This window comes from Nitrosospira sp. Nsp2, assembly GCF_003050965.1.
Classification (GTDB): Bacteria; Pseudomonadota; Gammaproteobacteria; order Burkholderiales; family Nitrosomonadaceae; genus Nitrosospira.
Window position 1 is genome coordinate 633,303 of record NZ_QAOU01000002.1, and the last position, 14,061, is coordinate 647,363.

Consider the following 14,061-nt stretch of genomic DNA (forward strand, 5'->3'; position numbering starts at 1 on the left):
ATCCTACCGCGCGAGGGATAGATACACCTGGATTCCGGAGTCATCGCTACAAACCGATTCACCCTCGTGCTCCCTCCCGAGAAACGAGGGTGAGGAAAGTCGGTCTCTGCCCCCCCTCGAAACCGTCGTTATGCGCATCAACCGCAATGAATAAGTTGAAGACAATTGAGCGTTCCCAAGGAGCCGTTCTTCTGTCGACCTTCCCTACCAGCCTGAAGTTGCTTCGGTTCCTCACTCAGCCTTTCCCCTTTCCCCTTTTCATGCCTCAATCCGGACTTCCACAGCATGGGAGACGCGATCGTCGACCAGCGCGATGAAATTGTCCGATTGCTCGGCTCCATCAATGGCAATACCCGCCTTGCCCGCTCCGCCCTGAGACCGCATGACCGTGATATGGTAGTTGGTTTCCCCATAGCGATAGTCCACCGTAAAGCTGTCCCAGTCGCTTGGCAGGCGAGGATCGAGACGCAGCTTCCGTTCCTCCAGTGTAACGCCCAGAAGCGTTTCCAGCATCAACCGATATAACCAGCCGGCGGAGCCGGTGTACCAGGACCAGCCGCCCCGGCCGACATGTGGAGAAACCGCATAGACATCGGCTGAAACGACATATGGTTCAACTTTATAAATAGATACCATTTCCGGGGTTTGCGTATGATTGACCGGGTTGATCATGGCAAGCAATTCCCAGGCACGCTCATGATCTCCCAGCATCGCGAACGCCATCGTCGTCCATAGCGCTGCGTGGGTATACTGGCCCCCATTCTCCCGCACGCCGGGCACATAGCCTTTTATATACCCGGGATTCAAAGGCGATTGATCGAACGGCGGATCGAGAAGTTGAATCAGCTTCGCGTCGCGCCGGACGAGATGCTGGTTTACCGCTTCCATGGCTTGGCGCTGGCGTTCTTCGCTGCCAGCTCCGGACAACACTGACCAGCTCTGGGCAACTGCGTCGATCCGGCATTCCGGGTTACTGGTGGACCCGAGCGGCGTACCATCATCGAAATAGGCGCGCAGGTACCAGTTGCCATCCCAGGTATGCTGTTCAATATTGCTCCGTAAAACGCCGGCCTCCTTCCGACACCTGGCGGCAAAGGCCGCGTCCCCATGTTGCACGGCAAGCTCCGAAAATTGGATGAGTATGTCATATAAGAAAAAGGCCAGCCACACACTCTCGCCCCGCCCATGGAATCCGACCAGGTTCATTCCATCATTCCAATCGCCGGTACCCATCAATGGAAGACCGTGTTGGCCGAATCGCAAACCATGCACAACCGAGCGCACGCAATGCTCATAAAAGGTCGAAGTCTGCTCGGAATGAATCGGAAGGTCGTAGTAGGACTCTTCGTCCGGACCGACAGGACGGCCTTCCAGATAGGAGACGGTCTCATCCAGCACCCCCATGTCGCCGGTGGTGGTAATATAACGGCACGCGGCCAAGGGCAACCACAGATAGTCGTCCGAACACCGGCTGCGGATACCCCGCCCGCCTGGGGGATGCCACCAATGCTGGACATCCCCTTCGACAAACTGGCGCGACGCCGAGCGGAGAAGATGTTCTCGCACCAGCGCCGGCTCAGCGTGCACGAGGGCCATCACATCCTGCAACTGATCCCGAAATCCGAAAGCGCCGCCTGACTGGTAATACCCGCTGCGTCCCCACAGACGGCAGGCCATCACCTGATATACCAGCCAGCCATTTATCATCACGTTTACGGATGGATCAGGCGTCTTCACCTGTATCTTGCCAAGGGTATGCACCCAATAGCGGTGCACCGCTTCCAGAACCTCATATGCAACCGCCTGTCCACGGAAACGTTGTGCAACGTTTAAGGCATCTCCCGCATCGAGTCCGGCTCCTAACCGGAATACAATCCGGCGCGTTCGACCGTCGAGCAACTCGAACCCTACCCGGATAGCGCCGCAGGGATCAAGCCCGGGGCCTACCCGCCCCGAGAGGTCTTTTGACGCCATCGCCGCCGGATCGCTCAATCTGCCATTGCGCCCGATAAACTCTGTCCGGTCGCAGGTGATACTTCTTGCCTTATCGTCGACGTCGAAGAAAGCGACACGGCCAGTAAATTCATTGTTGTATGGGTTGCGGGCAAGCAGGATGCCGCTGCTCTCATCGATTTCCGTCACGACGTGCATTCTGCCTTTCTCGGGGAGGTCCCCCAGCACCCATTCAATACATCCGGTCGCCGAGAGCTTGCGCAATCGTCCTGAATCATTATGCACGGTCAACACCGCGAACTTCACAGGCGCATCCGGCGCGACGTATACCAGCAGCTCCGAGCGAATGCCGCCCTCGGTATGCTCAAAGGCACTGTAGCCAAATCCATGCCGGGTGACATACGATGACGCGCCGCGTTTCGGCAGAGGCGATGGCGACCAGAAATACCCATTTTCTTCGTCCCGGAGATAATATGCTTCTCCGCCTGGATCGCAAATCGGATCGTTGTTCCACGGCGTCAGCCGAAACTCATGCGCATTATCACACCAGGTGTATGCCTGGCCGCTTTCTGAGATGACGGTCCCCAGTTGCGGGTTGGCGATTACGTTGACCCACGGCACGGGTGTCATCTGACCCGGCTCCATCGTGATGACATATTCGCGGCCGTCTGCGGTGAATCCCCCGAGACCGTTGAAGAAAAGCAGTTCGCGGTGTGGCAATGGCGATTCCTGTGCGGGAACGGACCGGCGGACCGGTAAAGTTCTGGGAGGCGCCACGGGCAACTCTGTCGGAACGCGGCGGGTTAACTGCTCAGCCAGACTGCCCTTGGTATCGAGAATGATCACGCGCGCCGCTGTCTGCAACAGGATACGATCCTCGGAAGCGATCTGCTCGGCGCGGCGGATAAAAATGCCTCCCGGACGGTCAAGTACATGCGCTTCAGCACTGCCGGCCACGAGTCCCATGATGTGGTCATGCAAGATTTGGCGGTAGCTTGAGTGATCCTCATTCCAGATCACGAGATCGACAGCCAGTCCCTTCACGCGCCAGTAGGCGTGCGCTTGTATCAGCTGGCGCACCAGTTGAATACTTCCTGAGTCACTGATCTGCAACAGAACGATCGGCAGATCGCCTGAAATCGCATACCCCCACAATCCTGACTGGCTCCGCTGGTTTTTGGCCAGCACTGCTGCTTCCGCACGCAAATAAGTATTTGCATACAGCACCGAGCCGGCCAGCCGGCCGAACATTTGCGCATCCGCTTCGGTCGCGTTGAGTTGGCGCAATACGACCAGACTGTGCGTCCAGGCCAGATCGAAGACGCGATTTTTCAAATGCTGATCCTGGTATTTCTCCACCAGATGCATGACGGCGTGACGGGAATCGCCAGCCCCGGTGACAATGTCGATGGTTGCGGATTCGCCCGGCTCGATGGCGACGACCTTGCGAATCGCGACGATCGGGTCCAGCACAGAACCAGCGCTGCCGGAGAGCGGAGCAGGATCAGTTAAGGCAAGCGGTGTGGATACATCGTTTCCCCGGCCGATAAAAGCCTTGCGGTCGGTCTCGTACGAAACTTGTTCCGTCGCCACGCCATGCACGGTCATCAGATGCAGCATCCACGGAACCAGATCGGTGTGCGAACGGGGACGCCGGCTGCAGAGAATCGCATGCCGGTCAGGCAATATCTCTGTTTGTACAAAAAGATTGCCAAACGCCGGAGCCTGGGCATCAGCCGACGGTGGCGCAAGCACGACCTCGGCATAAGAGGTGATCTCGATCGAGCGTCGGGTCCAGGCCCTATTGGTAATACGAATGCGGCGTATCTCTATGTCATCTTCCGGCGATACTGTAATTTCAGTGTGAGTGTCAAAATCGAGGTCGCGCCTCCGGAATTCGACCCGGCCTTCGGAAAAGATGACCCCATAGCGCTTCGGCTCTTTACATGTCGGCTGGTACGTGTTCGACCAGAACTCTCCAGTCGCGACATCCCGTAGATAACAAAAATTTCCCCAGTTATCGCAGGTACTGTCTTCCCGCCAGCGAGTAACTGCAAGATCCTTCCATCGGCTTCTTCCTCCTCCGCTATTGGTTACCATAACGTGATAGCGGCCGTTGGACAGTAGCTGCACCTCGGGTACCGGCGTATTTGCGCTTGAGAGCATTCGCATCGGCATTTCGGGAAGCTCCTTGACCACTTTCACATCAGGGAGTTCGGCACCCGGCGAGCGGATAACGGTAGCTTTGGGAATCCGTTCCTGAAGCAATAACATGGTTGCCCGAAACAGGGGCTCGGACGTGAAGCGCCGTTGCATTGGCTTATCCAGCAGCAGATATGCCAATGACAACAGGCTCATGCCCTGGTGATGGGCCATGAATGAACGCACCACGGCACGGGTTTCGCCGCGCCTTAGCCGAGACGGGGTATAATCCACAGCCTCGTAAAACCCGAATCTGCCAGCCATATCCTGGCTTGCCATGTGCTGAAGATTAGCGCACGCAGCTTCGGCCTCGACCATTAGTCCCAAGACACAAGCATATGGCGCAATGACCAGATCTTCGCCCAGGCCGCGCTTGAGTCCCAGTCCGGGAACCCCGAATGCGCGGTACTGATAGTTGAATTGAACGTCGACAGCGTTATAACCCGATTCCGAGATCCCCCAGGGAACACGACGTTCCTCGCCATAGGCGATCTGCCGTTTCACGGCCGCCTTGCACGTCTGGTCAAGCAGCGTGTTATCAAAGGTCGGCATTATCAGCAGCGGCATGAGGTACTCGAACATGGAACCGCTCCATGACAGCAATGCCGCTTCTCCACCGTACGTGGTGAGTAAACGCCCCAGCGCGAACCAGCTTTCCTGTGGAAGTTCCCCTTGCGCAATCGCCACAAAATTGCATAGCCTCGCCTCGGACGCGAGCAGATCATAGTAACTGTTATCGAGTCGATGTTCGCCGACGTTGTAACCGATTGCGAGCTGCCGTTGAGCAGGATTGAACAGGAACCCATACTTCATCTGCGCCATCTCGCCTGCCTGGAACGCCAGTTGTTCCATCGTCGCTGCCCAGTCGCGTGCAAGTTCGCTGCCCTGATCGGCAAGCTGACGCAGTGAGGGTACTCCCAAAGCTTGCGTAGCCTCATTTTCATCCGCCATCGCACCGGTTAATAAGGGCTGCGGCAAAAGATCGATCAATTCCCTGAACGCACTTTCGCATTGCCTGTTCAAAGCGTTTGCCCATTCGATGGCCTCGGGAATGGCGGGACCCGGTGAGTGCGCGGAAAGCTCGCGAACAACCTCTCTGGAGCAACTCGACAGCCAGTCAAGATCGGCTCGCGCACGGGTAATGGTGACTGGGCGAACTTCGTTTGCGTTTACGAGAGCCTGTTCGAACTGAGCCAGGGACGCCGCAGCTGCTGTACCGGCTGACTCCTGAAGAATATGAAACGTTTCACCCAAACCCAGAAATACCTGTTCCCGAATAACCGGCATATCGATTATTTCCAGCAGCCCGGCGCGTAACGTGAGCAGGTGGCCCCCGAGGTTACCGCTATCCACCGTTGAGACGTAGCGGGTCAGCGGGGCTTTGGTCTGAGTGTCATACCAGTTGTAAAAATGGCCGGCGTACCGTTCCAATGTTTCCATCGACTGCAGCGTATTCGTCGTTCGCTCCACGAGTTGCCCCGTACTGGCATATCCAAAATCATAGGCAGCGAGATTGGCCAGGAGCGACAAACCCATGTTGGTGGGCGATGTCCGATGCGCAACGGTCGGAACCGGATGCTCCTGGAAGTTATCAGGGGGCAGCCAATTGTCTTTTGGGCCGACGAAGGTCTCGAAAAAGAACCAGGTTCTGCGCGCAACCTGTCGTAAAAAAAATAGCTGCGCAACGCTTAATTCCGCAGTCCGTGGCGGAAGCGGCCGGCTTATCCACCAGGCAACAACAGGAAAAGCACCCCATAACAACAACAATGGCATTGCAACGATCAAAGTTAAAGGCGTTGAAACCACTATTCCAGCCGCTGCTCCTACGGCAGTCGTGGGTGCAATCCACATTTCCCTGAATGCCTGAGCGATGCTGGCCCGGCGGGGCTGCGTCACCGCTGATTCCGCCTCGCGCTCGACTTCGTGCGAGGGATTCCACTCAAGCAATCGGCGGCGCGTAATGAACAGTCGCACGTGGGTCCGGAATATCGCGTCAAGACTGAAATAAGCCTCATACGGAAGGGAAGCCAGCGTAAACAGGACTTGGCTAAAATTCCGTTTTGCCGTACGCCAGGTGAGGATGAGGTGCTGCCTCCATGGGACTTCAACCGGCTTGCTGGACAACTCGGAAACTGCGGCTGTAACGGCGGGAACGACGAGTACGGCAATTACCACGGCAGTCCAGAACACGGGGTCCGTCGAGACCACCCATCCGAGCAGGGCCAATAGGAGCAAGGCCGGGGGCACAAGGCTGCGACGAAGATTATCCAGCAGTTTCCAGCGCGATAATGTCGACAGCATATTGGGCTGGTAGCCCCCGTGGGGGCCGGGTACCCGCCATAACAGCCAGCTTGCGAGTTGCCAATCCCCACGTATCCACCGGTGCCGTCTGTTAACATCCGCGCGATAGCTGGATGGAAATTCTTCGTACAACTGAACATCACTCAGTAAACCTGCCCGGGTGTAACATCCCTCCAGCAGGTCATGGCTTAAAATGCGATTTTCAGGAAAGCGGCGGCATAACACCCCCTCAAACGCGTCCACGTCATAAATGCCCTTGCCGATGAACGACCCTTCGTGGAACAGATCCTGGTATACATCCGAGACGATCCGGGTGTAGGGATCAATGCCCGCCTCTCCGCCAAAAAGACGCGCATATTCCGAGCGGTTCGTGCTGGACAGACTCACCCCAATCCTTGGCTGCAGAATCCCATATCCCTCGGTAACGAGGACGTCATCTCCTCCTGCGGAGCTTGGGTCAAACCGAGGCTGATTCAATGGATGAGCCATGGCACCCACCAATTGATGGGCTACATCGCGCGGAAGTTGCGTATCGGTATCCAGGGTGATGACATACTTGATGTCAGGTAACACCGCTGTGTTGCCTGTGATTACGGAAAATGCATCACGCCCGCCTCCGCGCAAAAAAGTGTTCAAGTCAGCGAGCTTCCCGCGCTTTCGCTCGTAACCCATCCAGAGCTGTTCGTGGGGATTCCATCGGCGGGGACGATGAAACAGGAAAAATGCATCACGCTTATCGATCTTCGTGGAGTCAACTGTTTTATCCACGTCATCACCCGTGCCGACAGCATATTTTTTATTCAGTGCTTCGATACCCGTTTGCGCGAACTGCAACAAAGACTCGTCTTCCGCAAGCTTTTCCTGGACCGCGTCCCGAAAATCACTCAACAGGGCGAAATAAAGGTTATTGCCCTGGTTGGCCAGAAATTTAACTTCAAGCGCTTCGATAAGGCGATTCACCTCTGACTCGTCTGTCAGGATCGTGGGAACCACCACAAGTGTCGGAAACACGGATGGAATCCCCTTGGAGAAATCCATGCGTGGCAGCGAATGCGGCGACACCAGGAGAGAAGCGGCCCAGTTAACCAGCGCTACGGCAAGCTGACTCATCGCAAGTAACGACAGAATCGCCATCAGCCCCCAGAGCCACCCCTTCGCGCCTTCCGCATGCGCTTCCGTGATGAGGTTTCCGGCCATTACCAGTGTGATCAGCGCGATTGGACCGAGGTAACTCAACAGCGGGTGGCGCCGACCTATCCGACAAAATTGCTCTAATATCGAGAATTGAACCTGTGCAACCGTCTCAAGGTGCGCCGACCCCTTATCGACCAGATAAAATCCGACGTGCGCCCTCACATTACCATTTCCATTCCCCTCACCCTCCCGCGCCAACCGAACTGCTTCACGTGCCACCTCAACTTCGGACAACGGGCTTGCCTTGGCCAAACGCTCTACCGCATGCCGATAGCGATCACGGCTGGAAAAATCCATGCGACCATAGCTGCCTCCCGGATCCTCGCGCAAGATTTTTTCAACGATACTGACGGTTTCGACAAACTCGCGCCAGTCGATTGCGCCCAGGGCGCGTAAACTATGGATGCTGTTGGAGATGGAAACCTGATCGGCCGCTTGTTGCTGATTCCCCAGTTGCACCATTTGATCGATGGTCTGATTCGATTCGGCAAGCCTTTGCTCAATCCACGTTAACGGAAGCGCCAGCGAGGGTCCCTGACCCTGCAGACGGCGGGCCAATTCCGAAATAAAAGAAGCGGTCATCGGGGGATCGGATCTGGCCATATCGGCAATCACCAGGACCAGACTCTTCGGATCTTTATCGGCGACGCGTGTGATTTCGTCGGCCCAGCTATCGGCGAGACTACGGTCTATTCTCCCGGCGGCCACACGGACGCCGACGCGACGGAGATTTTCGATCAGTGACAACCTCAACATGATCGGAATTGCCCATAGCTCTCCCAATCTAAGGTTCGCGACCGTCTGATAAGCGGCGATGAAACGCCTGAGACTCTCCGTATCGACCCTGCCATCGCCATGCGAAACCGCCTGCAGCGCAATGTCATAAACCCGGGGAAGACCGGCGGACGTCCCGGTTGCCAGAATCGGCAATTCGCGGCTATAACTCTTGGGAAGGTGACGCTTTGCGAGGCGAATCTGCTCTTCTATGAGATAAAAATTGTCGTAAAGCCATTCACCCGCAGGGGTTAACAGCTGGTCCGCCGCCGCGGCTTCCGTCAGTACCCTGCCGATATCGAATAACTTGCTCTCGTTCTCATCCAGTCGCGCCAGCAGCTGATCCGTGCCCCGGCCCGAAGCCAATTCGTGAGAGGCCGCAAGGATACCGCCGTACAGCTCCATCTGATCAGCGCTGAACAACTCGGATCGTAAAGGCAATTCTTCCCTGATCGGCACCCGCCGACTCCGGGTACTACGAAAGCGAGTCGCGAAGCGAAGCAAAAGCTCAGAAACAGTCATGCCGCCAGCCTTGAAGTTGAATATTGCGCTGCACTACACCCGTGGTGGTGATCGTCCCGGCGCTGGCAGAAGAGCACGCAGAACTGCAGCCATGCGCCATTGTCGCGGTGACCGCGGCACGCGCGAACACGCTATTACCTACGCAGGGTCCAGTCCGTTCTCGACCCCGAACCAATGAATAGGAATAAAAAAGGAAGAGGTGATGTGGAATATTGTCGAACTCCCTCTTGAAAGCGGTAAGCAGAAATTGTTGCGAAAGGAGAGCTGTACCGCCGGGTCTCCACCGCTTCTTATCTGAGTGGCATGCAATACACTAGAGACCGCAGGTCATCCTACCCTGCGCTTGTATCGCGTTCAGCTGGATCGTGCCGGAATGTTCCGCGCGAAGCTTCCAGCTTCCTTTGCAATTCGTGCCGGGCCATCGATGCGCAAGCGGCTCCAATTGTCTGGAGAACATATTAAAAACTGACTCATCCGTAGTATGTACGCTACCGCACAAAAATGCCGGCATATTAATGGAATACTTGAAAAGCTTACCGTCTTCAAAAAATTCACCCGGGAATACATGCTAATATAAGTTTGGGAACCGCCCGGTGAGAAATGGGAGTGCCGGACGCAGACTTTCGATAATTGTCCCCGCAGGCTGCGCTTATTTTTACAGATTTCTGTATCGAATGCTAAGCTCTCCCTCACATCAGCCCAACCAGAACCGATTGCTCGCCGCCCTTCCGGCATTCGAGTTTGAGCGTTTAAAACCTCATCTGGAACTGGTTCACATGCCCCTCGGCGACGTTCTGTGCGAATCAGGCGGCCGGCTGTCTTACGTTTACTTTCCAACTTCTACTATCATCTCCCTGCACTATATACTGGAAAATGGCGCGTCATCCGAGATTGCAGGGGTGGGCAATGAAGGGATGCTGGGAGTTTCGCTGTTTATGGGTGGTGAAAGCACGCCAAGCTGGGCCACTGTGCAAACCGCAGGTTATGGTTACAGGCTCAAGGCAACATTATTGATGCAGGAGTTCAATCAAGGCGGACCCGTGCAGCGTCTGCTGTTGCGTTACACTCAGGCGCTCATCACCCAGATCTCTCAAACTGCGGTATGCAATAGGCATCATACGATCGAGCAGCAGCTTAGCCGCTGGCTGTTGTTAACGCTCGACCGGCTGAATTCCGAGGAACTTATCATGACCCAGGAATTGATTGCCAGCATGCTTGGCGTTCGTCGTGAAGGTATTACCGAAGCCGCCGGCAAATTGCAACAGGGGGGAATTATTCGCTACCGCCGTGGGCACATCACCGTTCTGGACCGGAAGGGACTGGAAGCGCATGTATGCGAGTGCTATGACGTAGTAAGGAAAGAATTTGAACGCCTTGTACGCGACGTTGTAAACGTCAGATAGCCGGAAAACCCAGCTTCCTGAGTATGCGCCTGGCTTAACCCCCTTTCTCTCCCTTTTTCCCGAACCTCCCCTCTCATCCCGCAAGGCATGGGACGCTTCTACACGCCGACCTAACGTCTGCGGGCGTGAACTCCAGGCCGGGAAAACGCGCTTCTGTCTTCCCTTATTTCTCCCTATATTTTCCGTGCACAGTCCTATCGCCTCCCGCCTCTCCAATTTGACAGAAGAATTATTTAAGACAGGAAACCTCCACTCCTTATCCAACGTTCAACCCAATAGCTTAAGCGCGAGAACGAATGTGCGCTGACGTACCGAATGAATCACGTTGCAGAAGTATGATTATCCTCAATTTTGATGTTTCCCATACTGAGGCTTACGCCGGACATGCGAGCTCGCTACCGCAGGTTATTGCCGATCTTCGGCATTTTTTTTCTGCTCATCGTCATATTCGTCATCTGGTTCGACTGGAATATGATCAAGCCGTACGCCGAACGCCAGGTCACCGAGAAAACAGGGCGCGAATTCACTATTCGAGGCGACCTGAATGTCAGTCTGTCTCTCAACCCTATGATTAGCGCGGAGGGAATTTCACTGGCAAATGCGGAATGGGGAACGGAGCAGCCGATGCTCGATATCGGCAAGGCATCGTTCCGTATCAGTCTGTGGGATCTGTTACTTGGGGATGTCGTGCTTCCGGAAGTATCGATCTCGCGCCCGAGAATCCTTCTCGAAAAGAGCGAAGATGGGAAGCGGAACTGGGACCTGAAAAAACCGGAAGAAGAGGTAGAGCCGCCGAAAATTGGCAGGCTCGCTCTGGAAGATGGAAAGCTCATCTTTCGGGACCCAAAGACCAAAACAGATGTGCATGTAACCATATTCACGGATTCGGGCGGCGATGCACGAGAAATGCCATTGAACGTGACCGCGGAAGGCACATACGCCGATCTGGCATTCACGGCTCAAGCCCTGGGCGGCCAGTTGACGTCCCTCACGGACAAGACAAAGCCCTATCCCGTTAAAGCGCGCGTCGAGATCGGGACGACCCGCGCAACAGCGGAGGGAACGGTTACCGGACTGCAGGAATTGGCGTCCATGAACCTAAAATTAAAGATTGAGGGGGAAGATATGTCCGCCCTCTACCCGATAGCCGGCATCGTTTTCTTCCCATCCCCACCGTATGAGATTTCCGGAAACCTCACGCATCAGAAAACGGAGTGGGCAATGAAGGGATTTTCGGGGAAGGTGGGGGACAGCGACATGGGTGGAGACCTGGTTTTTGATACGGGTGGAGAAAGGCCGATCCTGCGCGGCGATGTGATATCGAAAGTTCTCGACCTCACTGATTTAAGTGGCATGATCGGCGCCAGAAAGGCTCCTCAGCCGCAGGATAGCCCGCAGGAGAAGAAGGAGAAGAAGGCTTCCATCGAGGCCCAGAAGGATCGCCTGCTGCCCGATCAGGAGTTCCGGGTGGATCGCCTGCGGGCGATGGATGCGGACGTCAAGTTTACCGGCGAGTCAATCCGCAATAAGGAACTGCCGGTCGAACATGTTCATACACACCTCAAAGTCGATAACGGACTAATGACGATCGACCCCCTCAATTTCGCGGTCGCGGGTGGAAATATTGTAGGCTCGGTAATGATAAACGGACGCGAGGAGATTCCGACTGCGGACATCAAGATCGATTTAAAACGGCTGCAGTTGAGGAAGTTATTTCCCAAAATGGAGCTTACCCATGGGAGTGCAGGCTTGATAGGGGGTGCAACCAGAATAAAAGCGCACGGCAAATCTGTGGGCGGGCTGTTGGCGTCCGCCGACGGCCGCTTCTCGTTGATCATGTCAGGCGGGCAAATCAGCAATATGATCTTGGAGATTATCGGCCTCGATGCGGGCGAGGTGATCAAATTCCTCTTTGCCGGCGATAAAAACGTCCCGGTTCGTTGCGCTGTCGTCGATTACGCCATCACGAAAGGCGTGATGGCCACCGAGACTTTTGTCATCGATACAACGGATACGAATATCCTGGGTGAAGGCCGAATAAGCCTGCTGGATGAAGCGATCGAGATGAAACTGTCGCCCGAGCCGAAAGACTTCAGCATATTAAGTCTCCGTACGCCTGTTCACATTGCGGGAACATTTAAACACCCGAAGGTTTATCCCGACAAAATGCTCGCCATACGTGTCGGCGCCGCGGTCGTGCTAGGCGTTCTTGCAACCCCGTTAGCCGCGCTGATACCGTTGATCGAAACCGGCCCAGGCGAGGATAGCGATTGCAAGGCACTCATCGCTTCGGTGAAGCAACCGCTGAAAACCAAAAAGGGACACGAGAAAAAAACTGAAGCCAAGAAACCAGTTGTCGAGAAGCCATAGGCAACCCAGCAGCCTTCCCTTGGGTCAGGGACTGTATGGAAGCGGTAATTGCTGTATTGCGCGAAGTTCTTTTTTAACCAATCTGTCGCGCCGCCAGGTTCGACTCGCTCATGCTGAACAGGAGGCATACCATGGCACAAGGCGATAAGTCCGCTTATACCGATAAGCAGAAACGTCAGGTGAAACACATTGAAGAAGGATATGAGAAAAAGGGCGTTCCCAGGGATGAGGCGAAGCGGCGCGCCTGGGCGACGGAGAACAAGCTGTCCGGGGACGAAAAAAAATCAGGGTCGGGCAAGGAGTCTAAAAAACATTGAACGACCGTTCTGATCCCGTCTCGTTGCATTTTCTCGTTTCCGGTTAACGAATCGTCATTCCGGTCACATCCATTGTTTATCGATAGCTAACGAGGTGTTTATCATGGAAAAGGAAAAAGAAATTCCTGCACAACATCAGCCCCGACAGCCTGGGATCGAGACGGAGATGACCCCGGAGCCTGACTCAACCGTTGAAGAATATAAAGGCAGTGGCAAGCTGGAATCCAAGGTGGCGATTATTACAGGCGGGGATAGCGGTATTGGCCGAGCGGTGGCGGTCGCGTTCGCCAAGGAGGGAGCGGATATTGTTGTCGTCTACCTCAACGAACACGGGGACGCCAACGACACCAAAAAGGAAGTCGAGCAATGCGGACGAAGATGCGAATTAATCGCCGGCGACGTGGGCAGCGAAAAATTCTGCGCTGAGGTGGTGGAAAAAACGATCTCCACTTTCGGGCACATTGAGATTCTCGTCAATAATGCCGCTGAGCAGCATGTCCGGGAAGATATCATGGATATCGACAATGCCCAGCTCGAGAAAACGTTTCGCACCAATATCTTCTCAATGTTTTACATGGTAAAGGCTGTACTCCCGCATTTTAAAACGGGGGCGCGAATAATCAACACAACCTCTGTTACCGCCTATAAAGGCAGCGCCCATCTTCTCGACTATTCTTCAACCAAAGGCGCAATTGTCGCGTTTACGCGTTCATTGTCGTTGCAACTGGTCGAACGGGAAATATTGGTCAATGCCGTTGCACCGGGGCCCATATGGACACCATTGATACCTTCCACGTTCCCGCCTGACAAAGTAGCCAAGTTCGGAAAAGACGTTCCGATGAAACGGCCCGGCCAGCCCGACGAGGTAGCGCCGTGTTATGTTTTTCTGGCCTCACGCGATTGTTCCTATATGTCCGGCCAGGTGCTGCATCCCAACGGCGGGAAAATTATTAATGGATAGGGAAAACGCCGGGCGGGGGAGCCTTGCGAGGAACATTGAATAAGGGGGCGAGTTCGTCTTAACA

At 55.2% G+C, this 14,061-nt stretch carries 5 protein-coding genes; 4 read left to right on the forward strand and 1 reads right to left on the reverse strand.

Annotated features, from left to right (window positions below):
- Positions 1–258 precede the first annotated feature (258 nt).
- The gene (locus C8R31_RS07140; protein WP_107693329.1) at positions 259–8,946 is read right to left on the reverse strand and encodes a GH36-type glycosyl hydrolase domain-containing protein; all 8,688 of its coding nucleotides are present in this window, start codon (positions 8,944–8,946) and stop codon (positions 259–261) included.
- A 674-nt stretch (positions 8,947–9,620) separates the two neighbouring features.
- On the opposite strand from C8R31_RS07140, the gene C8R31_RS07145 reads away from it, so the two are divergent.
- The 4 genes from C8R31_RS07145 (at position 9,621) to C8R31_RS07160 (ending at position 13,997) form a co-directional block, all read left to right on the forward strand.
- A complete protein-coding gene (locus C8R31_RS07145) occupies positions 9,621–10,349 on the forward strand; it encodes a Crp/Fnr family transcriptional regulator (RefSeq protein WP_107693330.1) in 729 nt (242 codons plus the stop codon).
- A 354-nt stretch (positions 10,350–10,703) separates the two neighbouring features.
- Complete coding sequence (locus C8R31_RS07150) at positions 10,704–12,719, forward strand: AsmA family protein (RefSeq protein WP_258192611.1); 2,016 nt, start codon at positions 10,704–10,706, stop codon at positions 12,717–12,719.
- Between the two features lie 131 nt (positions 12,720–12,850).
- A complete protein-coding gene (locus C8R31_RS07155; protein WP_107693331.1) occupies positions 12,851–13,036 on the forward strand; it encodes a hypothetical protein in 186 nt (61 codons plus the stop codon).
- A 103-nt stretch (positions 13,037–13,139) separates the two neighbouring features.
- Complete coding sequence (locus C8R31_RS07160; RefSeq protein ID WP_181320483.1) at positions 13,140–13,997, forward strand: SDR family oxidoreductase; 858 nt, start codon at positions 13,140–13,142, stop codon at positions 13,995–13,997.
- Positions 13,998–14,061 lie beyond the last annotated feature (64 nt).

Excerpts from the sequence above, each read along its gene's own strand:
- C8R31_RS07140 (WP_107693329.1), bottom strand. The coding sequence starts at position 8,946 with ATGACTGTTTCTGAGCTTTTGCTTCGCTTCGCGACTCGCTTTCGTAGT.
- C8R31_RS07145 (WP_107693330.1), top strand. The coding sequence starts at position 9,621 with ATGCTAAGCTCTCCCTCACATCAGCCCAACCAGAACCGATTGCTCGCC.
- C8R31_RS07150 (WP_258192611.1), top strand. The coding sequence starts at position 10,704 with ATGTTTCCCATACTGAGGCTTACGCCGGACATGCGAGCTCGCTACCGC.
- C8R31_RS07155 (WP_107693331.1), top strand. The coding sequence starts at position 12,851 with ATGGCACAAGGCGATAAGTCCGCTTATACCGATAAGCAGAAACGTCAG.
- C8R31_RS07160 (WP_181320483.1), top strand. The coding sequence starts at position 13,140 with ATGGAAAAGGAAAAAGAAATTCCTGCACAACATCAGCCCCGACAGCCT.